The 24,793-nt window shown below is 64.9% G+C and carries 20 protein-coding genes; all 20 read right to left on the reverse strand.

Annotation, left to right across the window (positions count from 1 at the left end):
* Positions 1-6: 6 nt before the first annotated feature.
* Entirely contained in the window at positions 7-3,543 is a 3,537-nt protein-coding gene (gene dnaE / locus CXR00_RS11950) for a DNA polymerase III subunit alpha (RefSeq protein ID WP_104054685.1), read from the reverse strand.
* 85 nt (positions 3,544-3,628) lie between these two features.
* Positions 3,629-4,555: an RluA family pseudouridine synthase gene (locus CXR00_RS11955; RefSeq protein ID WP_104054883.1), complete on the reverse strand. Its 927-nt coding sequence runs from the start codon at positions 4,553-4,555 to the stop codon at positions 3,629-3,631.
* Positions 4,556-4,560: 5 nt separating this feature from the next.
* Positions 4,561-5,190 carry a signal peptidase II gene (gene lspA / locus CXR00_RS11960; RefSeq protein ID WP_258060405.1) on the reverse strand — a complete coding sequence of 210 codons (630 nt, stop codon included), beginning with the start codon at positions 5,188-5,190 and terminating at the stop codon, positions 4,561-4,563.
* Between the two features lie 139 nt (positions 5,191-5,329).
* The gene (locus CXR00_RS11965) at positions 5,330-6,049 is read right to left on the reverse strand and encodes a DivIVA domain-containing protein (protein WP_104054686.1); all 720 of its coding nucleotides are present in this window, start codon (positions 6,047-6,049) and stop codon (positions 5,330-5,332) included.
* 155 nt (positions 6,050-6,204) lie between these two features.
* Positions 6,205-6,495 (reverse strand): YggT family protein, encoded by a 291-nt coding sequence (locus CXR00_RS11970; RefSeq protein WP_104054687.1) that lies wholly within the window; start codon positions 6,493-6,495, stop codon positions 6,205-6,207.
* A 66-nt stretch (positions 6,496-6,561) separates the two neighbouring features.
* Positions 6,562-7,140, reverse strand: a complete 579-nt coding sequence (locus CXR00_RS11975) for a cell division protein SepF (protein ID WP_104054688.1) — start codon at positions 7,138-7,140, stop codon at positions 6,562-6,564.
* Between the two features lie 73 nt (positions 7,141-7,213).
* On the reverse strand, positions 7,214-7,990 hold the full coding sequence (locus tag CXR00_RS11980; protein WP_104054689.1) for a YggS family pyridoxal phosphate enzyme: 777 nt from the start codon (positions 7,988-7,990) through the stop codon (positions 7,214-7,216).
* A 76-nt stretch (positions 7,991-8,066) separates the two neighbouring features.
* Positions 8,067-8,804 (reverse strand): polyphenol oxidase family protein, encoded by a 738-nt coding sequence (locus tag CXR00_RS11985; protein WP_104054690.1) that lies wholly within the window; start codon positions 8,802-8,804, stop codon positions 8,067-8,069.
* Between the two features lie 53 nt (positions 8,805-8,857).
* Entirely contained in the window at positions 8,858-10,054 is a 1,197-nt protein-coding gene (ftsZ, locus tag CXR00_RS11990) for a cell division protein FtsZ (RefSeq protein ID WP_104054691.1), read from the reverse strand.
* A 228-nt stretch (positions 10,055-10,282) separates the two neighbouring features.
* The gene (locus CXR00_RS11995) at positions 10,283-11,215 is read right to left on the reverse strand and encodes a cell division protein FtsQ/DivIB (RefSeq protein ID WP_181032537.1); all 933 of its coding nucleotides are present in this window, start codon (positions 11,213-11,215) and stop codon (positions 10,283-10,285) included.
* Positions 11,208-12,701, reverse strand: coding sequence for a UDP-N-acetylmuramate--L-alanine ligase (murC, locus tag CXR00_RS12000; protein ID WP_104054693.1), 1,494 nt, complete (start codon positions 12,699-12,701; stop codon positions 11,208-11,210). The genes CXR00_RS11995 and murC overlap by 8 nt, the downstream gene beginning before the upstream one ends.
* Positions 12,698-13,807, reverse strand: a complete 1,110-nt coding sequence (murG, locus tag CXR00_RS12005) for an undecaprenyldiphospho-muramoylpentapeptide beta-N-acetylglucosaminyltransferase (RefSeq protein ID WP_104054694.1) — start codon at positions 13,805-13,807, stop codon at positions 12,698-12,700. Before murG ends, murC begins: the two co-directional genes overlap by 4 nt.
* Entirely contained in the window at positions 13,804-15,234 is a 1,431-nt protein-coding gene (gene ftsW / locus CXR00_RS12010) for a putative lipid II flippase FtsW (RefSeq protein WP_219816005.1), read from the reverse strand. The genes murG and ftsW overlap by 4 nt, the downstream gene beginning before the upstream one ends.
* Positions 15,235-16,812, reverse strand: coding sequence for a UDP-N-acetylmuramoyl-L-alanine--D-glutamate ligase (gene murD, locus CXR00_RS12015; protein WP_104054695.1), 1,578 nt, complete (start codon positions 16,810-16,812; stop codon positions 15,235-15,237). It lies immediately after the preceding gene.
* A complete protein-coding gene (gene mraY, locus CXR00_RS12020) occupies positions 16,794-17,897 on the reverse strand; it encodes a phospho-N-acetylmuramoyl-pentapeptide-transferase (protein WP_104054696.1) in 1,104 nt (367 codons plus the stop codon). Before mraY ends, murD begins: the two co-directional genes overlap by 19 nt.
* Positions 17,897-19,414: a UDP-N-acetylmuramoyl-tripeptide--D-alanyl-D-alanine ligase gene (murF, locus tag CXR00_RS12025; protein ID WP_104054697.1), complete on the reverse strand. Its 1,518-nt coding sequence runs from the start codon at positions 19,412-19,414 to the stop codon at positions 17,897-17,899. The genes mraY and murF overlap by 1 nt, the downstream gene beginning before the upstream one ends.
* A 6-nt stretch (positions 19,415-19,420) precedes the next feature.
* Positions 19,421-21,061, reverse strand: a complete 1,641-nt coding sequence (locus CXR00_RS12030; RefSeq protein ID WP_104054698.1) for a UDP-N-acetylmuramoyl-L-alanyl-D-glutamate--2,6-diaminopimelate ligase — start codon at positions 21,059-21,061, stop codon at positions 19,421-19,423.
* Between the two features lie 139 nt (positions 21,062-21,200).
* Positions 21,201-22,919, reverse strand: coding sequence for a penicillin-binding protein 2 (locus tag CXR00_RS12035; protein ID WP_258060407.1), 1,719 nt, complete (start codon positions 22,917-22,919; stop codon positions 21,201-21,203).
* A 106-nt stretch (positions 22,920-23,025) separates the two neighbouring features.
* Positions 23,026-23,754 carry a hypothetical protein gene (locus CXR00_RS12040; protein ID WP_104054699.1) on the reverse strand — a complete coding sequence of 243 codons (729 nt, stop codon included), beginning with the start codon at positions 23,752-23,754 and terminating at the stop codon, positions 23,026-23,028.
* Positions 23,751-24,749, reverse strand: a complete 999-nt coding sequence (rsmH, locus tag CXR00_RS12045; RefSeq protein WP_104054700.1) for a 16S rRNA (cytosine(1402)-N(4))-methyltransferase RsmH — start codon at positions 24,747-24,749, stop codon at positions 23,751-23,753. The genes CXR00_RS12040 and rsmH overlap by 4 nt, the downstream gene beginning before the upstream one ends.
* Positions 24,750-24,793 lie beyond the last annotated feature (44 nt).

The raw sequence follows: 24,793 nt of genomic DNA on the forward strand, positions 1-24,793 counted from the left end.
GCTTTGCTACACGTCCAGACAGGTTGGGCCCAGCAGCACCTTCAAGTCGCCGAACAGGGACGGCGTGGGGTTCACCCGCAGGTCAACCCCCAGCTTCATGACTTCCACCGTCCGTGACCCGTTGAGCCGGATCTGCACCTCCGACGTTCCCGGGTGGGTCCGGAGTACGTCACCGAGCTGCGTGACCACGGTTTCCGTGGCTTTGTAGGTGGCCATGGAAATCACCACCGGGCCGGAGTGGCCCTCGCTCAGGTCCGGAACCGTAAGCTCCTGGGCGTTCAGGGTCACGGCGCCGTCGTCGCGCCGCTGGAGCCTGCCGCGGACCACCACAATCAGGTCCTCGGCGAGCACTGCGGCAATCGGGCCGTAGACCTGGCCAAAGAACATGACCTCCATGGAGCCGGCCAGGTCCTCAATCTCACAGCGGGCGTAGGCGTTGCCGCTGTTCTTGGCGATCCTGCGCTGCAGTGAGGTAATCATCCCGGCAATGGTGACGATCGCGCCGTCGGGCGGACCTTCCTCGCCCACAATGTTGGTGATGGAAGAATCGGCGTGCTGGCTGAGGATGCCCTCAAGACCCTGCAGCGGGTGGTCGGACACGTACAGGCCCAGCATGTCCCGTTCGAAGGAAAGCTTGTCCTTCTTCTCCCACTCGGGCAGGTCCGGAATCTCGATGCTGATCGAGTCCTCCGGCTCCTGGTCCGCGATGGCGGCAAAGAGGTCAAACTGGCCCACGGCTTCGTTGCGCTTGAGCACGACGACGGAATCGATCGCTTCTTCGTGGATCATCGCCAGCGGACGCCGGGCGTGGCCCATGGAATCAAACGCGCCGGCCTTGATCAGCGACTCAATGGTGCGCTTGTTGCAGACCACTGCAGGGACCTTCATCAGGAAGTCCTTGAAGTTGGTGAACGCACCCTTCTCTTCGCGGGCAGACACCATGGACTGCACCACGTTGGCGCCCACGTTGCGGATGGCGCCCATGCCGAAACGGATGTCCTTGCCCACAGGGGTGAAGTTCACGCTGGACTCGTTGACATCCGGCGGCAGCACCGTGATGCCCATCTTGCGGCACTCGTTCAGGTACATGGCGAGCTTGTCCTTGTCATCACCCACCGAGGTGAGCAGGGCAGCCATGTACTCGGCCGGGTACTGCGCCTTCAGGTACGCGGTCCAGTAGGACACCACCCCGTAGGCGGCCGAGTGCGCCTTGTTGAAGGCGTAGTCGGAGAACGGCAGCAGAATGTCCCAGAGGGCCTTGATGGCTGCCTCCGAGTAACCGCGGTCAATCATGCCCTGGTGGAAGCCGGCGTACTGCTTGTCCAGCTCCGACTTCTTCTTCTTACCCATGGCGCGGCGCAGGATGTCTGCCTGGCCGAGGCTGAACCCGGCAACCTTCTGCGCAATGGCCATCACCTGCTCCTGGTAGACGATCAGGCCGTAGGTGGTGCCCAGGATCTCTGCCAGCGGTTCCTCGAGCTCCGGATGGATCGGAGTGATTTCCTGCTGCCCCGTTTTACGCAGGGCATAGTTGGTGTGCGAGTTGGCACCCATCGGGCCAGGCCGGTACAGGGCGATGACGGCGGAAATGTCTTCAAAGTTGTCCGGACGCATGCTCTTGAGCAGCGACCGCATGGGTCCGCCGTCGAGCTGGAACACGCCCAGGGTCTCGCCGCCGGCCAGGAGGTCATAGGCCTCTTTAAGGTCCAGCGGCAGGTCTTCCAGGACCAGGTCCTCGCCGCGGTTGTTCTTGATGTTCTCCACGGCGTCGGAAACGATCGTCAGGTTTCGCAGGCCCAAGAAGTCCATCTTGATCAGCCCCAGGCCTTCGCAGGTGGGGTAATCGAACTGCGTGATGACCTGACCGTCCTGCTCGCGGCGCATGATCGGAATGATGTCGATCAAAGGGTCCGAGGACATGATGACGCCGGCGGCGTGCACGCCCCACTGGCGCTTCAGGCCTTCCAGGCCCAGTGCCGTGTCGAACACGCGCTGGGAGTCGGGATCGGTGCGCAGCAGTTCGCGCAGTTCCTCGGCCTCGCCGTACCGCTTGGCGTCCTTGTTGTGCACGTCCTGCAGGGACAGGCCCTTGCCCATGACGTCCGGCGGCATGGCCTTGGTCAGGCGCTCTCCCACGGAGAACGGATAACCCATGACACGGGAGGAGTCCTTCAGCGCCTGCTTGGCCTTGATGGTGCCGTAGGTGACGATCATGGCCACGCGCTCGTCGCCGTACTTCTCGGTGACGTAGTGGATCACTTCGGAGCGGCGCCGATCATCGAAGTCGACGTCGAAGTCAGGCATGGAAACACGGTCAGGGTTCAGGAACCGCTCAAAGATCAGACCGTGCTGCAGCGGATCGAGGTCGGTGATCCCCATGGCGTAGGCGGCCATGGAACCGGCACCGGAACCTCGGCCCGGACCCACGCGGATGCCGTTGGCCTTGGCCCAGTTGATGAAGTCGGCCACCACCAGGAAGTAGCCCGGGAAACCCATCTGGGCAATGATGCCCACCTCATAGTCGGCACGTTTGCGGACGTCGTCGCTGATTCCGTTCGGGTAGCGGCGGTGCAGGCCCGTTTCCACTTCCTTGACGAACCAGGATTCCTCGTTCTCCCCTTCCGGACAGGGGAAACGCGGCATGTAGTTGGCCTTGGTGTTGAACTCAACTTCGCACCGCTCGGCAATGAGCAGTGTGTTGTCGCAGGCCTCGGGGTAGTCGCGGAAGATGGCGCGCATTTCCGCCGGGGATTTCAGGTAGAACTCGTCGGCGTCGAACTTGAAGCGCTTGGGGTCGGCCAGGGAGGAGCCGGACTGCACGCACAGCAGTGCTGCGTGTGCGGAGGCGTCCTCTGCGTGCGTGTAGTGCAGGTCATTGGTGGCCACCAGCGGCAGCTGCAGTTCACGGGCCAGCTTGATCAGGTCGGCCTGAACGTTGCGTTCAATATCCAGGCCGTGGTCCATCAGCTCGCAGAAGAAGTTTTCCGGCCCGAAGATGTCCCGGAAATCCGACGCCGCCTGGACGGCTTCCTTGTACAGGCCCAGGCGCAGTTTGGTCTGGACTTCCCCTGAGGGGCAGCCGGTGGTGGCGATGAGGCCCTTGCCGTAGGTCTGCAGCAGGTCCCGGTCCATGCGGGGCTTGTAGAGGAAACCTTCCAGGGAAGCCAGGGAGGACATGCGGAAGAGGTTGTGCATGCCCTCGGTGGTCTCCGCCCACATGGTCATGTGGGTGTAGGCGCCGGCACCGGAGACATCGTTGCGTCCGCCGTCGCCCCACTTCACACGGGTTTTGTCCGACCGTGCGGTTCCCGGCGTCAGGTAGGCTTCGACACCCACAATGGGCTTGATGCCGGCGTTGCGTGCCTTGTTCCAGAAGTCGAAAGCTCCGAACACGAATCCGTGGTCCGTGGTTGCCACGGCGTTCATGCCGAGTTCTTCAGCGTGGCTGAAGAGGTCCGTCAGGCGGGCTGCGCCGTCCAACATGGAGTACTCGGTGTGGTTGTGAAGATGGACAAACGATTTCGAAGAAGTTGCTGAAGCCACCGAACCATTCTAGGCCGGGTTAAAGCGGCAGCCGGACGGCACGCCGCCGTCCGGCTGACAGCCTCGTCACTTCCGGGCGGAAGCCTCAGACGTCGCCGCGCTGCAGGGCATCCAGTGCGTACTGAAGATCCTGGGGGTATTCGCTGATAACTTCCACGCGTTCGCCGGTGCCGGGGTGCGCAAACGCCAGTTTGCGGGCATGCAGCCACTGCCGGGTCAGGCCCAGCTCGGCCGCAAGCTTAGCCTCCGCACCGTAGGTGAGATCTCCGGCACAGGGGTGCTTGAGGGCGGAGAAATGCACCCGGATCTGGTGGGTGCGCCCGGTCTCCAGATGCACCTCCACCAGGGACGCCTTGCCAAAGGCTTCCAGCACCTCATAGTGGGTAACGGAGGGCCGTCCGCCTTCCAGCACTGCAAACCGCCAGTCATAGGAGGGGTGGCGGCCGATCGGCGCGTCGATGGTCCCCCGCAGCGGGTCCGGCAGGCCCTGGACCACGGCATGGTACATCTTCTCCACGGTGCGTTCCTTGAAGGCCTGCTTCAGCAGCGTGTAGGCGTGTTCGGTCTTGGCGACCACCATGGCGCCGGACGTTCCCACGTCGAGGCGGTGGACGATGCCCTGCCGCTCAGGGGACCCGGAGGTGGAAATGCGGTAGCCGGCGGCAGCCAATCCGCCCACCACGGTGGGGCCTACCCAGCCGGGCGAGGGATGCGCGGCCACACCCACAGGCTTGTCGATGACCACAAAGTGGTCGTCGTCGGCCAGGATCTTCAGGCCTTCCACCGGTTCAACGACGACGGCGAGCGGGTCACGCTGCTCGGGAATGTCAACGCTCACCCGGTCTCCGGCCGAAAGGCGGTCGGACTTTCCCAGCGACCGGCCGTTCATGCTGAAGTAGCCGTCGGTAAACCAGGTGGCTGCGGTGGAGCGGGAGACATCCAGGAGCTTGGCGAGGACGGCATCCGCTCTTCCTCCGTCAGCCTCATCCGGAATCTGCAGGACGGTGTGAATCTCGTTCATTTGTTGTCTTTGCCGTTCTTTATGTCTTTGGTGCCGATTTCCTCGGTGCTGCCCGTTTCCGGCGCCGTGCCTGAAGGAGTCCGCACTCCGTCCAGGCCCACTCCCCGCAGCGTCAGCAGGCAGACGAGAATCACGCCGGAAACCACGCAGGTGTCTGCAATGTTGAAAATTGCGAAGTTGGGCAGTGCGATGAAGTCCACCACGTGGCCCTGCCCAAACGAGGGTTCACGAAACAGCCGGTCCGTCAGGTTGCCCGCTGCCCCGCCCAGGACCAGCCCCAGCGCTACAGCCCAGGACACGGAGCGGACCTTCAGCATGAGGTACACGAGGAAACCGCACACGGCCGCCATGATGATGGTGAACACCCATGTGTAGTCGGTGCCGATGGAGAAAGCGGCCCCCGGGTTGAGGATATAGTGCCAGCGCAGCAGCGGCGGCAGCACGTCTGTGACCTGGCCGAGCGTCATGGTGGTTTCAACCCACCACTTGGTGAGCTGGTCTATTCCGAGCCCGAGTGCGGCGCACGCCGCCATGATCAGGGCATACCCGGACCAGGCCGGGCGTACATGCTCACCGGTGGCGCCGGCGGATTTCGCGGACACAGGTTCCTCAGAAGATTTCGTCATGGTGCTTTCATTCGTTGTGGCACGGGGCGGGACGCGGGCCGCTGCCAAAACAACGGGCCGGCTGGCCGGGGCGTCCCGGCCAGCCGGCCCGTGCTTATATTCAGTTTAGTGCACCAGTGGTGCCGCGGTGGTGTTCCGGTTACGCGTCGGCGGTCTCCGAGGCAACGGATCCGCGGGCATCCAGATCACGCAGCTGGCCTTCAATGTAGGCCTTCAGACGTGAACGGTAGTCGCGCTCAAAGCCGCGCAGCTGCTCAACCTTGCGCTCCAGGACAGCCTTCTGCTGTTCCAGGTTGCTGAGGATCTTGCGGCTCTTGTCCTGCGCTTCGCTAACGAGCCCGCTGGCTTCCATCTGTGCTTCTGCGATGATCTTGTCACGCTGCTCAACACCGGCGCCCACGTAGTCATCGTGCATCTTCTGGGCCATCGCCAGGATGCCTGCGGCGGTCTCGGTGTTGCTGGCCGCAGTTGCCGGAGCGGGTGCTGCGGCGGCGGGAGCCGGTGCTGCGGCGGCCGGGGCCGGAGCAGCTGCCTTGGGCTCTTCAGCCTTGGCGGCTGCGGGAGCCTTCGGTTCCTCAGCCTTGACCGGTTCGGGCTTCTTTTCTTCCTTCACCGGGGCCGTGACCTGCTCGGTCTTAGCCGCAGCTGAGACCGGAGCGGGAACAGCGGTGCTTTCACCGGACTTGCCGGCAAGGCATTCCGCGAGCTGGCTGCGCAGGTCTTCGTTCTCTGCGTTCAGACGGCGCAGCTCAATAACGATCTCGTCGAGAAAGTCATCAACCTCGTCCTGGTCGTAGCCTTCACGGAACTTGGTCGGCTGGAACCGCTTATTGACAACATCTTCTGGCGTCAGAGCCATCTGGTCACCTCACACTGGTTATAAGATTCGCCTGCGAGTTCAGCAGACGGTTCTACGTACAGAATATCGAACATAAAAATCTAAGGGGTCTTATTCTTTTTCACAGTATATCTTCCGGAGAAGGAACACTAACCGGACCCGGAACACCGCCGCCCCTAGAAGAGGGCGCCCGCGACGATCTGCTTCACGATGGCAACAACGATGAACAACACGATGAAGGCCAGGTCCAGGGAGATCCCGCCCAGGCGCAGCGGGGGAATGAACCTGCGCAGCAGCCGGATAGCCGGATCTGTGGCGCCATAGATTAGGGACGCCAGCACCAGGGCCGGCCCCTTGGGGCGCCACTGTCGGGCGAAGATTTGGACGGCGTCGTAGACAATCCTCAGGAACAGAGCGAACTGAAAGAGCACCAGCAGCACATACAGCAGGGCAAAAATAATACTCACGCGTGTTGTTTCGTTTCAGGGGAGGCCGTAGCGATCCGGGGAGATCCCGCTGCTGCGGGCCCGCGGTCAGCTCTGATTGAAGAATGCCGACTGGGATTCACTGACTTTTTTGTCATCCCCCAGCACCTCCACGTAGGACGGCGACAGGAGGAACACCTTGTTGGTCACGCGCTCAATGCTACCGCGCAGCCCAAAGACAAGGCCAGCAGAGAAATCGACGAGGCGCTTCGCATCTGCTTCGCCCATGTCGGTGACATTCATAATCACGGGAATCCCGTCCCGGAAGCTCTCACCGATGATCTTGGCGTCGTTGTAGGAACGGGGATGAACGGTGGTGATCTGGCGCAAGCCAGCCACTTCCTCTCGGGATGACGGGGCTCGCTTGATCGGGGTGACCGGTGCCCGGTATTCTTCGACTGCGGTGCGGACCACAGGTGCCGGTGCAGGCTCGGCGTCACGGTCTGACCGCTCAGTCCGCTCGGCGCGTTCAGCCCGGTCGGGGCGCTCCGTGCGCTCGTACTCGGGGGTGTACTCCTCGGCGCTGCGCACCGGGGCTTCCCGCTGGCTCTTCTGCTCAGACTCGTAGGGCTCTTCACCGTCGGCGAGCCCAAGGTAGATCATTGTCCTGCGCATTGCGCCAGCCATGGTTGCTCCTTCTAGAACTTCAGCGCCGTAGCACCCGCCCCTCGCCAGATGAGGGACTTTCCTGCAATAGACGCTACCGTACCGGGGGCCGGGGCCCGAGAATATCGGAGCCGATCCTCAGGTGTGTCGCCCCGTTTTCCAACGCTGCTTCCAGGTCCCCGCTCATGCCGGCCGAGATCGCGTCCGCCCCGGGATGGTCCCTCTGCAGGTCTCCGGACAGGGCCGCCAGACGGGCGAATGCCTCCCGGGCATCGGCGCCAAGGGGTGCCACCGCCATGACCCCGGCCAGGCGAAGACCGGGGGTTGCCGCGGCTGCCTCAGCCAGCTCGGGCAGCTCCCGCGGCAACGCTCCCCCGCGGCCTGCGCCGGTCCCTGCGCCCGCTCCGGAGGATCCCCCTGCGGCTGCCTGCTCCCGCAGATCCACCTGCAAAAACACGTCCAGGTCGGCTCTGGGCTGCTCCCCTGCCTGGGCACGGCGCGATTGTTCAGCAGCCATGGCTTTGCCAAGGGCTGTGACCAGCGAGAGCCGGTCCACTGAATGCACGGCGGCAGCGTAACGGACCACGGATTTCGCCTTATTGCTTTGCAGCTGGCCGATGAAATGCCAGTTAAGATCCTGGGCCTGCACTGACAAAGCTTTTGCAGCAGCCTCCTGGTCCTTGTTTTCACCGACGTCGGTGACGCCCAGACCGGCCAGGAGATCGACGTCTGAGGCTGGAAAATACTTTGTGACCACTATGAGGGTTGGTGCGGCCCCACCGGCTGTAGCTGAAGTGATGCGCGTGTGCACCCGCCTGAGCCGGTTCGAAAGTTCAGCGGACCGTTCGGCGGGGGTAAGGCTGGCAGTCATGGGGTGCTCCTTGTATCAAGCAGGTATTTCAGGCAGGCGGAGCTGCGGGGCGTCCGGGATCCCGGAATCCCAAGCGTCAGTTTCGCCAGATCAGCCCGGCGAAGCGCCCTGCGCTGCTGCTGCGGCGGTGCGAGTAAAGGTCGGTGGATTCGAGGGTGCAGCCGGGGACCCGGACGACGTCGCCCCCCAGGGCTTCCAGCTGTGTCCGGGCACCGGCGGGAAGGTCCAGGGCAGGAGTTCCCCAGCGGGTGGTCGAGCGCAGTTCCGGCATCACCTCGGCTGCCTCCCGCTGCATTGCTGCGGGAACCTCGTAGCACTCTCCGCACACGGACGGCCCAATCCAGGCGCGGAGGCTCTCAGCGCCCGCGGCGGCCATCTCCTGCACAGTGTTGGCGAGGATGCCGTCGAGCAATCCCCGGCGTCCGGCATGGGCGACCCCCGTCACCACCCCGGCGCCGTTCCGCCCGGTCAGCACCACGGGCACGCAGTCGGCAACCATGACGGCCAGCGGAACGGAACCATCCGGGCTGACGAGGGCGTCTGCGGTGAGTGGGTCCGCAGTGAGCGGGCCCGCCGCCGGAGCGGCACCCGGCCCGGCAGGTGACGGGCCGGACACCGAGGCGACGGCGGCCGAATGCACCTGGTTCATGAAGCGCAGCGACCCGGCCGGCACACCCATGTGCGCTTCCAGTGCCCGGCGGCGCCGCAATACCAGCGCCGGGTCATCCCCTACATGCAAAGCGAGGTTGCCCGCCGCTGTACTGGTGAACGCGACCGTCAGGCCGTCACCGGCCTGCGTCTGCCACCAAAACATTGTCGAACAACCTCGCTGCGCTAAATGGTCCGGGTCAAGGACCCGGATCGGTGTTACTTCAGGAAGTCAGGGACATCCAGGTCATCATTGCGACCCGTGGACAGATCTGACTCCACGACGGCGGGCAGGTCCACGTCGAAGCCTGCATCCGCAGGAACATCGCTGTGCTGCGTGGAGCGCTGCGACCATGCCGACAGCCCTGCCGAAGCAGGTGCAGCGGCCGCGTAACCGCCACCGGCCGGTGCGCTGGCCGGGGGCAGCACAGGTTCGGCCGGCTTGTGCGAGACCGGCTGCGAGGTGACGTCCACCTGGTCAAAACCCGCTGCGATCACGGTGACGCGCGCTTCGTCACCAAGGGCATCGTCAATAACGGCACCAAAGATGATGTTGGCTTCCGGGTGGGCAACTTCCTGCACCAGCCGCGCGGCCTCGTTGATCTCGAACAGGCCGAGGTCGGAGCCGCCCTGGATGGAGAGCAGGACGCCGTGGGCGCCGTCGATGGACGCTTCCAGCAGAGGAGACGCTATGGCCAGCTCGGCCGCCTTGACGGCGCGATCCTCTCCACGCGCGGAACCGATACCCATGAGGGCGGAACCGGCACCCTGCATGACGGATTTGACGTCGGCAAAGTCGAGGTTGATCAGGCCCGGGGTGGTGATCAGGTCGGTAATGCCCTGGACACCGGAAAGCAGCACCTGGTCCGCCGAGCGGAAAGCGTCCAGCATGGACACGTTCCGGTCGCTGATGGAGAGCAGCCGGTCGTTGGGGATGACGATGAGGGTGTCGACTTCGTCGCGCAGCGTATCAATGCCGGACTCAGCCTGGTTGGAACGGCGGCGGCCTTCGAAAGTAAAGGGCCGCGTCACCACGCCGATGGTCAGGGCGCCAAGGGAACGGGCAATGCGGGCCACGACAGGTGCGCCACCGGTGCCGGTGCCGCCGCCCTCGCCTGCGGTCACGAAGACCATGTCCGCTCCGCGCAGGACTTCCTCGATTTCTTCGGCGTGGTCCTCGGCGGCCTTGCGGCCCACCTCGGGGTCCGCGCCGGCGCCCAGGCCGCGCGTCAGTTCGCGGCCGACGTCGAGCTTCACGTCGGCGTCGCTCATCAGCAGCGCCTGTGCATCGGTGTTGATGGCGATGAACTCCACGCCTCGGAGCCCTACATCAATCATCCGGTTTACGGCGTTCACGCCACCGCCGCCGATGCCGACGACCTTGATGACGGCCAAGTAATTCTGCGGTGCTGCCACGTCCTGTGTCCCTTGTTCGAATCTGTGCAACTGATCATTTGTGGCCGGAATGCTCCGGCCGAAAACCTTGAACCTGACCTGTAACGTTCAACCGCAAACCCTAAGCTTCCAGTTGAAGGTTATAGTTATGTCAAGTAATCCTCTACCAGTGACGCTATGGGGCGAAAACTGGTTCTGCAATTACCTCTGCCGCGTGTCGGATTATTCTTTCCCGCAGGAGGAAAAAAATCACCGCGTAACCGGAGCCGTTGGGGTGCTGACGTCAAACACGCTGATCGGCGGATCCTTGGGCGGCATCAAAAGCAGAGCTTCCAAAACACGCGCCTTGGCCACGTTGGATTCGGCGCTCCCCCAGAATACCGTCTGCCCGTTGACCAGCTTCAGTTCCACCGAATCAACGGATGTCGCCGCGGCGTGGTCCAGCTGGGCGAGCACGTTTTCCGGCAGCACGGACAGTACGGAGGTGACCGTACTGAATACTGCACTGTTCACCGCCTCGCTGCCGCCATCGATCAGCGGCAGCCTGGCCTCGGCCCGGTTGGCCGCGGTTCCGATCACCAGCCCGTCTTCATCAATCAGCGAAAACGCATTTCCGCTTTGCAGGACCGCCACCGGAACGCGTTCCGTGATGGTTACCACGATCTCGGACGGGGGCAGGGCCACGACGTCGACCCCGGCCACCTCGGGCCGGTCCGCGAGCAGCCCGGCAACGTCGCCGTCGTCGATCGTGGTTAACGGTTCACCCATGAGCGGCTGCAGGGCACGGTGGACCTCTTCTTCAGGCAGCAGCGAGTTTCCCTGGACCGTTACCGTCTTCAGGGCCAGCGCCGGAGACAGGAAGAGGAATGCCAGGAAAGCACCCAGAAGAACAACGGCTGTCGACACTGAAATGAGCAGCCACCGACGGCGTTTGCGGACGGGCGGTTCGGGAAAGGCCAGCACCGTGGCAGTGACCGATTCACCGTTCCCGGAGCCCGGTTCCGTCCGGATGTGCCCCTCGGTCTTGGCGTCAGCGAGGTTCGGCCTTCCGGCACCTCCGTGCAGCCTCCGCTCCCGGGAGACGGAATCGCCGTAGCCTGCGGAGCGGCGGACGCTGCTGCGCCCGCCGCCGGCATGGCGGGTGGGATCCACCTCGGGGCGCCGGGGTTTTTTGCTAGCCACGGAGTTCCTTCCGCAGCACCGGCTGTGCCGCGTCCGACTCCGGTTCGGCGTCTGCCTCAGCTCCGGCCTGAACGCCGGCATCCCCAGCCAAGGCGGGCGCCGTCCTGGCCAGTTCCTGCACCAGATGCGCACCGTATTGCGTGACGTCTCCGGCACCAACCGTGAGGATGATGTCTCCCGGTGCGGCGCGGCGGCAGATATCCCGCACGGCCTGGCCGGCATCCGGAGCGTAGCCTCCCGGCCGGTTCACCCTGGAGGCGATGACTTCGCTGGTAACGCCGGGCACCGGATCCTCGCGGGAAGCATAAATGTCCAGCACCGTGGCGGTGTCGGCACGTTCCAGGGCGGCAGCGAATTCTTCCGCGAAGGCCAGCGTCCGGCTGAACAGGTGCGGCTGGAACAACACATGGACGCGGTGGTCCCCGGCAACGGTGCGCGCCGCCTCCAGCGCGGCCACCAGCTCGGTGGGATGGTGCGCGTAGTCATCGAAGACCCGCACCCCGCGCACGGCGCCTTTGGCTTCGAAGCGGCGTGCTGCGCCGGAGAAGACCCCCAGGCCTGCCGCAGCCTGGGCGGGGTCAACTCCGAGCCCAAGCCCGACGGCGAACGCAGCCGCGGCATTGCGGATGTTGTGCACCCCGGGGACCAGGAGCCTCAGTTCCTGCTCGCAGTCCAGTCCGTCCAGGCTGAAGCGCAACATTGACACCGATCCGCTGGCGACCGGCCGCGTGTCAGTGATCCGGATGTCGGCGTTTTCGCTGTAGCCGTAGGTGCACACGCGCGCGGCACCGGAGCGGCGCACCACGTCCGCCGCGCCGGGATCATCCGCGCAGGCCACCAGCAGGCCGTCCGCCGGCAGCAGCCGGACAAACCGGTCGAAGGAGGCAAAGACTGCTTCCTCGGTGCCGTAGTGGTCCAGGTGATCGGCCTCGACGTTGGTGATAACGGAAATTCGCGGGCGGTAATTCAGAAACGATCCGTCGGACTCGTCGGCTTCGGCGACGAACACACTGCCGCTTCCGAAAGCGGCATTCACCCCCAGTGCCGCCACGTCTCCGCCGATGGCGAAGGAGGGATCCAGTCCTGCTTCGCGCAGCAGGACGGTCACCATGGCTGTGGTGGTGGTTTTCCCGTGGGTTCCGGCGACGGCAACCGTGTCCTGCGTCCCCATCGCCGCGGCGAGAGCTTCGGAACGATGGATGACCCGCAGGCCCAAGTTCCGGGCCGCGGCCAGTTCGGGGTTATCGGACCGGATGGCGGTGGAAACCACCACGGTGTCGGCGCCCTGCACGTTGGCCGCGTCCTGGCCCACGTACACTGCGGCGCCCAGGGCCTCCAAAGCACGCAGGCCGGCGGAGTCGCGCGAGTCCGAGCCGGACACGGAAACGCCCTGGCCGATCATGACCCGGGCGACGGCGGACATGCCCGCGCCTCCCAGACCAATGAAGTGCACCCGGCCGAGGTCGGGAAGATTCAGGGTGCTCATGCTCGTGACCTTACCTTTGCTTCGAGAATAAACTCCGCCATCCGCCGGTCCGCGTCACGGATGCCCTGGGCTGACGAAGCGGCGGACATGGCATCCCGCGCTGCGGGGTCGGCCAGCAAAGGTATCAGTCTGTCCGCTATCCACTGTGCGGTGAATAGTGCATCCGAAACCACAACGGCTCCGCCGGCCGCCGCCAGCCCGGCTGCGTTCAGTGCCTGTTCCCCGTTCCCGTGCGGCAGCGGAACCAGCACGGCGGGCAGGCCAACGGCGCTGATCTCGCAAACCGTACCGGCGCCCGAGCGGGCGAGCAGCAGGTCCGCAGCAGCGTACGCCTGCTCCATCCCGTCCACATATTCGACCTGCCGGTAAAGCGGCGCCGCCAGCGGCTTGCCCTCGGAGGTCAGGAGCTGCTTGCCCCGTCCGGTGATGTGCAGGGTCTGGATGCCCGCTTCCGCAAGGGCCGGCAGGGCCGCCTCAACGGCACGGTTGATGCTGGCCGCTCCGGAAGAGCCGCCGGTGACCACCAGGGTGGGACGGTCCGCCTCCAGCCCCAGGGCAGTACGCGCGCCGGCACGCGCCCGGCTGCGGTCGAGTCCCGAAATCTCGCGGCGCATGGGCATGCCCACCAGTTGCGCGCGGGGCAGTTTCGTCTCGGCAAAGGCGGTGCCGACGACGTCGGCGAACCGTGCGCCCACGCGGTTGGCAAGCCCGGGACGGGCATTGGCCTCGTGCACTATGACCGGCAGCTTCCGCCGGCGGGCAGCAAGATAGACCGGCGTGGAAACGTACCCGCCGACACCCACCACGACGTCGGCAGCGGCTTCGTCGAGAATCGCACCGGCCTGGCGAACGGCCTGCAGGAGCCGGCCGGGCAGCCGGACCAGGTCACCGCCCGGTTTCCGGGGCATCGGGACCCGGTCGATGACGGCCAGCTCGAACCCCGCGGCCGGAACCAGCCGGGTTTCCATGCCGGCGGCCGTGCCCACAACCTTAATGCGGGACTCCGGTGCGGACTCCCGCACAGCGCGCGCCACCGCGAGAAGCGGGCTGATGTGCCCGGCGGTGCCGCCTCCGGCGAGGACGAGGGAAAGGGGACGTTGTGTCATGGAGCTGATGGTTCACTTTCAGAAAGTTTGTGTTCGGGGATTTTGCGGGCGAAGGAGAGCAGGACCCCCACGGCAGCCAGGGTAATGGTCAGGGAAGACCCGCCGTAGGAGATGAAGGGAAGCGGCACTCCGATCACGGGCAGCAGGCCCGTCACCATGGCGATGTTCACAAAGGCCTGGCCGATAATCCAGACCAGGATGGACCCGCAGACAATCCGGATGAACGGATCGGTGTGCCGCATGGTCATGCGGATGGTGGCGACCGCCAGGACGCCGAAGAGCAGCACGATCAGGAGCGTGCCCAGCAGGCCGAACTCCTCGCCGATGATCGCAAAGATGAAGTCATTGTGCGCTTCAGGGATCCAGCTCCACTTCTGCCGGCTCTGTCCGATACCCACCCCAAACCAGCCTCCCGAGGCCAGGGCGTACATGCCGGCGTTGGCCTGGTCGCAGAGCCCGGCACCGCAGTCCTTCCCCAGCCAGGCACTGATCCGGCCCGCACGGTTGTCGCTGAGCACCGACATCAGGGCGGCCGCAGCGCCGCCTGCGGCCACCAGGGCCGCGATGAAGCGCAGCGGCGTTCCGGCGAAAAACAGTGCGGCCACCATAATGAGGCCCAGGATGATCACGGTGCCGAGGTCCCTGCCGATCATTACCAGGCCGATGAGGATGGTACCGCCCGGAAACACCACCGGAACCAGGGCATGCTTCCACTGATTGAGGAGTTTCTGCTTCAGGGACAGCACTGAGGCAAACCAGATGGCCATGGCCAGCTTCGCTGCTTCCGAGGGCTGGCCGCCGATCGGTCCGATCTCGATCCAGTTCCTGTTGCCGTTGACCTCTTTGCCCACCCCGGGGATGAACACCAGCAGCAGCAGCACGACGGCCAGGACCAACAGCACCCAGGCCAGCTTCTTGTACGCCCTGGGGCCAAGCCGGGAAAGCGCCAGCATGGCCACGACGCCAAAACCGGCAAACATGGCCTGCTTGACGAAGAAACTAAACGTACTGCCCGCGGATTCACCGGCGGAGGCGGCAATGGACTCCACGGAGGACGCGGAGAGGACCATCATCAGGCCGATCGCGGTCAGCGCCAGTGCGGCACCCAGGATGGTGTAGTAAGCCGACCCCGTTGCTTTCCGGCGGCTGCCTTCCAGCAGCACGATCCCGCGTTCCAGCAGTGATGGCTTCTTGTTGGGGTCCTTCTTCGAGCTTGCCGGCGTGCGGGTGCCGCGCGGAGTACGCGTACCGCTCTCAGCCGCCGCCGCCGTCGTCCTGCCGGAAGAGGAGTCAGCCGAGGACTGGCCTGCGGAGGACTTGCCTGTGGAGGACTTGCCTGCGGAGGACTTGCCTGCGGCTGCGGAGGCGGCCGGGCGCGCGGACCGGAGCACAGGCTTCCGGGGCTTCCCTGAGGACGTAGTGACCATCTAGGGCTCCTTAGGAGTCTGCGCCTGTCCTTCCACGTACCCGCGGACGGCCTCGATGAAAGCGTCTCCGCGGTGCGCGTAGGACGCGAACTGATCCATGGACGCTGCTGCGGGCGCCATCAGGACTGTGTCTCCTGACTGGGCTTCAGCGGCTGCGGCCGCGACAGCCAGAGCCATCACGTCCTCACCGCTGACCGCTGGAGCAGCGGCATGCCTTCCACCAGTGTGCGGCGGAACGGCATCAATCACCCGGACGTCGGGCGCGTGTCGCGCCAAAGCCTCACGGAGGTCTGCGGAGTCCGCACCGATCAGCACCACGGAGCGAAGGCGGGATGCATGGTCCCGGACCAGATCCCCGTAGTGGACACCCTTTGACAGTCCCCCGGCGATCCATACCACCGAGTTGAAGGCGGACAGGGACGCTGACGCGGCATGCGGGTTGGTGGCCTTTGAGTCATTGATCCACAGGATGTCGTTGAGGCGGGCAACCGGCTGGATGCGGTGGTCTCCGGGCGCGTAGGCCCGAAGCCCGTCCCGCACCGCCGCCGGCTCAACGCCGTACGCCCGGACCAGGGCAGCGGCGGCCAGGGCATTGGCCACCATGTGCCGGGGAGCGTACTCGCCAAGATCGGCCATGGAGGCGAGCTCAGCCGCCGAATCCTTGCGCTGTTCGATGAAGGCGCGGTCCACCAGCAGGTTCTCCACCATTCCCACCATGGACACCGCCGGCATGCCGGTCGTGAAGCCGACAGCGCGGCAGCCTTCAACGACGTCGGCATCTTCGACCATGTGCTCGGTCTCGATCTGCTCGGCGTTGTAGATGCAGGCGACCTGCGTGTTTTCGTAGATCTTGGCTTTATCGGCCATATAGGCCTCGTAGGAGCCGTGCCAGTCCACGTGGTCTTCGGCAATGTTCAGGCACACGCTGGCCAGCGGAGAGATGGAGTGCGTCCAGTGCAGCTGGAAAGAGGATAGTTCCACGGCGAGGACGTCATAGCCCTGCGGATCCCGAATGGCGTCCAGGATGGGGGTTCCGACGTTTCCGGCAGCGATGGCCCGCAGTCCCGCGGCGCGCAGCATGCTCTCGGTCATCGAGACCGTGGTGGTTTTGCCGTTGGTGCCGGTGATGGTCAGCCATTGGGCGGTCTTGCGCCCTTCACGGACGCGGACGCGCCAGGCCAGTTCGACGTCGCCCCATACCGGGATGCCGCCGTCGGCCGCCGCCCGCATCAGCGGATGGCTGGGGCTGAAGCCGGGCGAGGTGACAACCAGCTCAGCCGGCTCGCCGTCAACGGCGGGCAGCGCTTCGGCGTGATCGGCGCCCAGCAGGACGTCGGCCGCTCCGACGATCCGCAGGGTGTCGGCCTTGGCCCGGTTTTCCTCTGTGTCCCGGGCGTCAACCACCACTACCCGGGCGCCGAGTTCGATCAGGGTATCGGCCGCCGAGAAACCGGAGAGGCCAATGCCCGTGACGACAACGCGCAGTCCGCGCCAGTCGGCATCCCACGTGGTCAGCTCGTCAAGCCGGGACGTCCCGGCAGCGGAGTCAGCTGTTTCGCTCAATTTCCTACCACCCATTCCGCGTAGAAGATGCCAAGGGCCACGGCCACGCATAGTCCGGCCACGATCCAGAAGCGGACCACCACCGTGACTTCCGCCCAGCCCTTGAGCTCAAAGTGGTGCTGCAGCGGCGCCATCTTGAAAACGCGTTTTCCGCCGCTGATTTTGAAGTAGCCCACCTGGATGATCACGGAAAGCGTGATGATCACGAAGAGGCCGGCCAGGATGACCAGCAGCAGTTCGGTGCGGGAGAGGATCGCGAAGGCGGCAATGGCGCCGCCGATGGCCAGCGATCCGGTGTCGCCCATGAAGATCTTGGCCGGTGAGGTGTTCCACCAGAGGAAGCCCACCAGTGCGCCGGCCAGGGCACCGGCAAGCAGCGCCAGATCCATGGGATCGCGGACTTCGTAGCAGACGGCTCCTGCGAGGGGTGATCCGCAGCTCTGGTTGGACTGCCAGATGCCGATCAGGAAGTAGGCGCCGAACACCAGGATGGAGGCACCGGCGGCGAGTCCGTCCAGGCCATCCGCCAGGTTCACGCCGTTGGTGGTTCCCGTGATGATCAGGTTGGCCCAGAGGATGAAGAGGATGGCGCCGATCAGGGTACCGGCGAAGGCCAGGTCGATGCCGGTGTCGCGGATAAAGGAGATCTCCGTGGACGCGGGCGTCCGGCCCTGGGCGTTGGGGAAATTCAGGGCCAGGATGGCGAACGTGACGCCCACGAGTGTCTGGAGGATGATCTTCGCCTTGGCGTTCAGCCCCAGGCTGCGCTGGCGGGAGATCTTGGTGTAGTCGTCAATGAAGCCAACGAGCCCCATCCCGACCATCAGGAACAGGACAAGGAGACCGGATGCCGAGGGCCCGAAGGTCCCCGGGTTGATGACGGGGCTGATGAGGTGCGTGATGAAGTAGGACGCCACCACGGACGCCACGATGACGGCGCCGCCCATGGTGGGCGTGCCGCGCTTGGTGTGGTGCGACGTCGGTCCGTCATCGCGGACAAACTGGCCGTAACTCTTCTTGACGAGGAAACGGATAAACAGGGGCGTGCCGGCAAAGGCAAGGATCAGAGCCAGTGAAGACCCGATAAGCAGGGAAACCACTACTGGACGCCTCCGGCTTCCCCGGTGAGGTCCGGGCTGGTGTGCTGCGGCGCGGACGCCGGGGCGGTGGTTGACGAGGGGGCGTTCAAGGCTATCCGATCACCGAGGTGGCGCAGGGCTGCACCGTTTGAGGATTTGAAAAGGACGAGGTCTCCGGGCTGCAGCGAGGACTCCAGGATGCGTTCGGCGTCTTCGGGGGTCTCCACGAAGACGGACTCGTCGCCCCAGGAACCCTCCATGACTGCGCCTGTGTGCATGGCCCGGGCACCTGTGCCCACCACTATGAGCTGGGAGATGTTCAGGCGGACCACGTACCGGCCGATCGCGTCGTGTTCGGTCACGGAGGATTCCCCGAGCTCGAGCATTTCGCCCAGCACGGCCCAGGTGCGCCGTCCCCGGCCCAGCTCGGCCAGGGTGCGCAGGGCCGCCCGCATGGATTCCGGGTTGGCGTTGTAGGCGTCATTGATGACGGTCACGCCGTCCGGACGGTCGGTGCGTTCCATGCGCCAGCGGCTGGCCGCCTTCTGGCCGGACAATCCGGCGGCAATCCGTTCGGCCGGGATGCCCGCGGCAAAGGCGGCAGCTGCGGCGGCCAGCAGATTCGCCGTGTGGTGCGCACCAATCAGGCCGGATTCCACCGGATACTCGCTTCCGTCGGGGAACCGGAGGGTAAAGACGGGCCGGCCCTGTTCATCGGTCCGGGCATCCAGCGCCCGAACGGACGATTTGGCGCCGTGGGCTTCTTCCGGGGAGGAGGTGAAATACAGCAGCTCCACGCCGGCGCCCGCACGTTCAGCCATGGCTGCCACGCGAATATCGTCGGCGTTCAGGACGGCTGTTCCGCCGGGAGCCAGGGCCTCCACCATTTCGCCCTTGGCGCGGGCAATGTTTTCCACGCCGCCGAATTCTCCGGCGTGGGCTGTTCCCACGCACAGGACGACGCCGATGTCCGGCTTCACCATGGAGGCCAGGTATTCGATGTGGCCGATGCCTGTCGCCCCCATCTCCATGACGAGGTAGCGGGTGCCGTAGTCCGCCCCGAAAATGGTCAGCGGAACGCCCACCTCGCCGTTGTAGGACCCCACGGGAGCCACCGTTTCGCCTTCGGCGCGCAGGATTCCGGCCAGCAGGTCCTTGGTGGTGGTTTTTCCTGCTGATCCGGTGATCCCGATGACGGTCAGCGGCGACGTTTCCCGCAGCCGCCGGACGATGTCCGCCGCCAGGGTGCCCATGGCAAGAACAGCATCCGGGACCAGGACCGCAGGGTACACGGATCCGGAGGCATCCTCGACGGGACGCTCCACGAGGGCCAGGACGGCACCGCGTTCAAAGGCCGCTTCCACGAAGAGGTGGCCGTCTGAGTTTTCGCCGGGTTTGGCGATGAAGAGGGAGCCGGGTGAGGCTTCCCGAGAGTCGGTTGTGGCCGAGTTCACGATCGTCGCGGATGCCTGTGCGGCACCGCCGATCAGTTCGCCGCCCGTAATTGCCGCTATGTCTGCTGCACTAAGTTCAATCATGACGTTTTAGGACTCTACCCCGTCGCCGGACAGCACAGGGAATCCGTACCGTGTCAAAGCCTGCCGTAGTTCAACGCGGTCGTCGAGGGCCAAATTCACTCCTTTTACTTCTTGGAATACTTCATGTCCCCGGCCGGCGACCAGCACCGTGTCCTGCGGGCGGGCAAGCGCCACGGCGCGGTCTATGGCCGCAGCACGCGGCGCCACCTCGAGGATTTCACACGCCAGTGCGCCGCGCTCCCGGGCGGCGCGTGCTCCGGCCAGGACATCGGCGCGGATAGCGGCTTCATCCTCGTCGTGGGGGTCATCGTCAGTGACGATCACCACGTCAGCGAGCCGTGCGGCAATATCTCCCATCAGCGGCCGTTTTGACTGGTCGCGCTGTCCGGTTGCGCCAAAGACAATGATGACGCGCGGCGGGGTTTCCCCGCTTTCGGAGCCGGTAGGCGCGGATCCGCCCGTGCCCTGGGATTCCCGGCGCACGGATTCCAGGGTGCGGGCCAGGGCATCGGGATTATGGGCAAAGTCGACAATTGCGGCCGGCGCTTCTCCCACCAGCTGCATCCTGCCCGGAACTTCGACAGTGAACGGATCGCTGCGGTCCAGCGCGTTCTGGAGCTGTTCGATCTCCACGCCCGAGGCCAGGACCATGACGGCGGCAAGTGCGGCGTTGGAGACGTTGAAGGTCCCGGGAAGTCCGGTTCCCGCCCGAAGAACGGCTCCGTCGGGGCCGCGCAGCACAAAGCGGTGGCCCAGCCCGTCGCGGACGACGTCGGTGACCCGCCAGCGAGCTTCGGCGCCGCCGTCGCGCGTGGCAAGCGTCCAGACCGGCACCGGAGCCGCCGCGGCCATCCGCTCGCCCCATTCATCGTCCACACAGATAACGGCCCGCTGAGCCCGTTCCGGTGAGAACAGGGCGGCTTTGGCCGCGAAGTACTCTTCCATGGATCCGTGCAGGTCCAGGTGGTCCTGGGTGAGGTTGGTGAATCCGGCTACATCAAAAACGACGCCGTCAACGCGCCGGTACGAAATGGCATGCGAGGACACTTCCATGGCGGCTGCGTCCAGGCCCTTTTCACGCATCAGGGCGAGCAGTCCGTGCACCTGGGGCGATTCCGGTGTGGTGAGGGTGCTCGCGATGGGTTCTCCGCCGGCAAGGATTTCGATGGTTCCGATGAGGCCGGTTCTCTTGCCGAGGGCGCTGAGCAGGGAATTGATGAAGTAGGTGGTGGTGGTTTTGCCGTTGGTTCCCGTGACTCCGAACAGCGTGAGACCACTGCCGCCCTGCGGACTGCTGCCGAACACTACCCCGGCCAGCGGACCCACCAGCCGGCGCGGGTCGGAGGTCACGTAAACAGGTACCGGCAGCTCCGTCAGCTGGCGCGCTCCCTCTTCATCGGTCAGCACCGCCGCCGCTCCGGCTTCGGCCGCCGAGGCAGCGAAACGGGCGCCGTGATGGCGGGCACCGGGCAGCGCCACGTACAGGTCGCCGGCCCGGACCTCACGGGAGTTGATCGTGAGCCCGGTGAGCATGATGTCCGCTTCCCCATCTGCCGCGCGTGCGGGCTCAACGCCGGGCAGGCCGGCCGCTGCGAGCGAGTCCGCTGCTGCCCGCAGGGACACCGGCTGAACTGCTGACGGCCGCATTCCGCTCCCCTGCGGCTGCGGATTGCTTTGATCATTTGTAGGCACTGCACTGCTCCAGAAAAATTGACGTGGTACTCGAAAAAGATCAGTCCGATACGGACGGCCGTCTGGGTGCTTGCCCGGCGACGCGCAGCCGGTTTCAGTACTCCACGGGGTACAGCTCCGGTTCCGACGAGGACGGCGCCACATTTCGGGTGGTGAGGACCTGCTGCATGACCTTCTTGAAGGTCTTGCCGGGGTCCAGGACCTGCAGGGAACCTTCGGGCCGCTGCAGCGTCACCACCACGACGTACTGCGGATCATCCATGGGTGCAATACCAGCATAGGAGAGTGTATAGCCGTCGTATCCACCGTTGGCTCCCGGTGCCTCGGCAGTACCGGTCTTGGACCCCACCCGGTACTGGTCCAGGGCGCCTCCCTTGCCCGAACCTTCGGCTGTGACGGTCTCCAGCATGTGTTGGACTTCACGGGCGGTCTCTTCCGAAACCACCCGGGTGGACTCTGCCTTTTCGGCGGCAGTTTCCGTACCGTCGGCTCCGATGTAGCTGTCGATCAGGCTCGGTGCCAGCCGGACGCCGTCGTTCGCGATCGTTTGGTAGACCATCGCCGTGTGCAGAGCGGTCTGTGCCAGGCCCTGGCCGAAGAGCACAGTGTATTGCTGCCTGCCGTCCCATTCCTCCGGTTTAGCCAGCAGTCCCACCGTTTCACCGTTGAGGCCCACGTTCAGGGGTTCGCCGATGCCGAACTTTTTCAGCCAGTCATAGCGTTCCTGGGGAGTGAGCTGCTGCCCGATCATGACCGTGCCCGTGTTCATGGACTTGGTCAGGATGCCCGCCGCCGTCATGTGCACGGTGCCGTGGTCAAAGGCGTCCTTGAACGTCTGCCCGTCGACCGTATAGGTGGACGGAATCTCGAACCGGGACAGCGGATCAATGATTCCCTGTTCCAGTGCCGCCGCCATGGTGATGACCTTGGTGGTGGAGCCGGGTTCGAAGGGGACGGTCACGGACAGCGGTTGCCGGGACTCCGCCGGTGTCTGGCCCGGATCGTTTGGATCAACTGTGGTGGATTCGGCCATCGTGATGATGCGGCCGGTCTTGGCCTCCACGACCACCACGTTTCCCCAATCCGCGTTGTACTCCTGGACCTGGCTCGCAATGGTTTGCTGGGCGAACCACTGCAGGTCCTGGTCAATGCTGAGTTTGACGGAATCTCCGTCCCGCACGGGGACGTCCTCGTTGGTGGCATACGGAATGCGGATACCGTCGCCGCCAATTTCGTACGTCCTGCTGCCTGCCTCACCGGCGAGGACGTCATCCTGGGTCAGCTCCATGCCCTCCTGCGGGCCGTCGGTTCCCAGGAATCCAACAATCGATCCGGCCACCGAACCGGACGGATAGGTGCGCAGGGTGGTGCGGTCTGCGTAAATCCCGGGAAACTTGACGGCCAGGACCTTGTCCTTGATTTCCGGAGTCACGGTCTTGGCGACGAAATTAAAGCTGGCATCCCCGAGTACCGAACTCCGGAGGGTTTCGGCGTCCTGCCCCAGAATCGCCGAAAGCTCCTCGAAGGCCTGGTCGAAGGAAACAACTTCCTGTCCCTCGGAAGTGCTTCGCGCGTACTCCTGTTCCTCCGCATAGGGGTGGGAGAGGGTTTGATCCACCACGATGTCGAAACGCTCCACGCTGCGGGCGAGATAGTTGCCCTCGGAATCGAGGATGCTGCCGCGCAGTGCCGGCACCGCTCTGGTCTGCAGCCGCTCCGCGACTGCAGTTTCCGCCATCCCCTCAGGATCGACGGCCTGCACCTGGAACAGGCGCACGCTGACCACTGTCAGCAGAACCAGGGCTAGGATCAACCCAGTCCTGAGCCTGCCTGTAACGACGGCTACTCTGTGGTTCCCCTTCGCGGGGTCCTGCACTTTTGCCACAACGTATCCTCGTCACTGCCTAGTAAATCTAAACCTATTGTCCGCTTCTCTGGACCGGAACCGGAATGGTTCCGCCGTTCAGATCCGCTTCCTGTAATGCGGGCGCCGGTTCCGCTTCAGCTTCACCGGCGGTTTGTTCTGCTCCAGCCATTTCCCGTTCTTCGGCCGCCCTTGCCGACTCGGCCACTGGTGCTGCCTCTGCCTCCGTGGTTGTCACGGCCGGGGCAACCGGCTGCGTCAGCACATTGGGGGCGGGAATGAGGGCGGGCAGTGCTTCGACTTCCTCCGCCGGGACGGGATCCCCTGTCACAGCCAGCGTCTGCAAATCAATGCTTCCAAACGTGGACGAAGTCACCATCCCCAGTTCAGCGGCTTCGGCTGCCAGTACCTGGGGAGCCTGATGGTTCTCCAGCTGCTGGGTCAATGCCTCGTTGCGCTGGGCAAGTTCCGTGCGCTCGTTCTGCAGCTGGACCAGTTGGTACTGGCCGCTGGAAACCGAGATGTTCAGCAGCAGGACTGCTCCCAATCCAAGGATGAGCGCAATGAAACAGAAAATGACAACGGGGGCCCGGCGGCGGCGCCGCACTGCGGGCACCACTGACAGCGGAGTCCTCCGGCGCGGGGCGGGAGCGGCGGGTGCCGGACGAACCGGTACCTGCCGAGCCGGTGCCGGGCTCCAGTCCAGAGCCCTGGCGGTGTTGCCGTGCGTGGTCCGGCGGTGTGCGGCGCTCTCTGCATGGGGCCGGGTCTGTACCTGCGTCATGAATCTGCCCCGTCGGTAGCGATGCGAATCCGTTCCACGGCCCGCAGCTTCGCGGAGGCAGCACGGGGATTTTCGGCGATTTCTTCGTCGGTGGGAACTTCAGTCCCCTTGGTGAGCCGCAACAGCTGCGCCTTGTGCTGTTCCAGTTCCACCGGGAATCCCTTGGGTGCGGAAGACCGGGCACCGGCTGCGAAGACACCCTTCACGATCTTGTCTTCCAGCGAGTGGTAGGACATGACCACCACCCGGCCCCCGAGGTTCAGGACCGAGAGCGACGCGGGAATGGCACGTTCCAGGACGTCCAGCTCTTCGTTGACCTCGATCCGCAGCGCCTGGAAGGTCCGCTTTGCGGGATGTCCCCCGGTGCGTGCCGCGCCGGCAGGCACCACGGTACGGATGGCATCGACCAATTCCCCCGTGGTGGTGAAGGGCTTGTCGGCGCGCGTGGAAACAATCGCCGAGGCAATGCGGCCGGCGAATTTTTCCTCACCCCACTTGCGGATGATGGAAACCAGATCCGCTTCGCTGTAGCTGTTAACGATGTCAGCCGCGGTGCGCCCGCGGCTGGTGTCCATCCGCATGTCCAGCGGTGCGTCGTAGGAGTAGGCGAATCCCCTGTCCCGTTCATCGAGCTGAAGTGAGGACACTCCGAGGTCGAAGAGCGCTCCGTCGATTCCGGTAAAACCCAAATCGCGGACAACGTCGGCGATTTCGTCGTACACGGCGTGCACCAGATCGATGCGGTCTTCGAAGGGCGCCAGGCGCGCTCCGGCCAGCGCCAGTGCCTGCTGGTCCCGGTCAATGCCGATCACGTGCAGCTGCGGGAAGCGTGCCAGCATGGCTTCGGTGTGTCCGCCCATACCCAGGGTCGCGTCCACCACCACGGCGCTGCCGTGGTCCGCCACGGCTTTTTCGATGGCAGGCGCCAGCAAATTAATGCAGCGGTCACGCAGCACCGGAACATGCCGTTCCTCGGTAGGGCGTTCTTCGCTCATCTGCTGTCCTTCCGCGTCCGGGACGGCGGCGTAGTTCTTGAATC

It is taken from the genome of Arthrobacter sp. 9E16 (assembly GCF_002929435.1).
Classification (GTDB): Bacteria; Actinomycetota; Actinomycetes; order Actinomycetales; family Micrococcaceae; genus Arthrobacter_B; species Arthrobacter_B sunyaminii.

What these genes read in the sequence shown, in the direction of transcription:
- murG (WP_104054694.1), bottom strand. Translation starts at nt 13,807, where the DNA reads ATGACACAACGTCCCCTTTCCCTCGTCCTCGCCGGAGGCGGCACCGCC.
- rsmH (WP_104054700.1), bottom strand. Translation starts at nt 24,749, where the DNA reads ATGAGCGAAGAACGCCCTACCGAGGAACGGCATGTTCCGGTGCTGCGT.
- CXR00_RS11980 (WP_104054689.1), bottom strand. Translation starts at nt 7,990, where the DNA reads ATGACTGCCAGCCTTACCCCCGCCGAACGGTCCGCTGAACTTTCGAAC.
- CXR00_RS12030 (WP_104054698.1), bottom strand. Translation starts at nt 21,061, where the DNA reads ATGCGGCCGTCAGCAGTTCAGCCGGTGTCCCTGCGGGCAGCAGCGGAC.
- CXR00_RS12040 (WP_104054699.1), bottom strand. Translation starts at nt 23,754, where the DNA reads ATGACGCAGGTACAGACCCGGCCCCATGCAGAGAGCGCCGCACACCGC.
- murC (WP_104054693.1), bottom strand. Translation starts at nt 12,701, where the DNA reads ATGAGCACCCTGAATCTTCCCGACCTCGGCCGGGTGCACTTCATTGGT.
- lspA (WP_258060405.1), bottom strand. Translation starts at nt 5,190, where the DNA reads ATGACGAAATCTTCTGAGGAACCTGTGTCCGCGAAATCCGCCGGCGCC.
- CXR00_RS11975 (WP_104054688.1), bottom strand. Translation starts at nt 7,140, where the DNA reads ATGGCTGGCGCAATGCGCAGGACAATGATCTACCTTGGGCTCGCCGAC.
- CXR00_RS11985 (WP_104054690.1), bottom strand. Translation starts at nt 8,804, where the DNA reads ATGTTTTGGTGGCAGACGCAGGCCGGTGACGGCCTGACGGTCGCGTTC.
- ftsW (WP_219816005.1), bottom strand. Translation starts at nt 15,234, where the DNA reads ATGGTCACTACGTCCTCAGGGAAGCCCCGGAAGCCTGTGCTCCGGTCC.
- murD (WP_104054695.1), bottom strand. Translation starts at nt 16,812, where the DNA reads ATGGGTGGTAGGAAATTGAGCGAAACAGCTGACTCCGCTGCCGGGACG.
- murF (WP_104054697.1), bottom strand. Translation starts at nt 19,414, where the DNA reads ATGATTGAACTTAGTGCAGCAGACATAGCGGCAATTACGGGCGGCGAA.
- CXR00_RS11965 (WP_104054686.1), bottom strand. Translation starts at nt 6,049, where the DNA reads ATGGCTCTGACGCCAGAAGATGTTGTCAATAAGCGGTTCCAGCCGACC.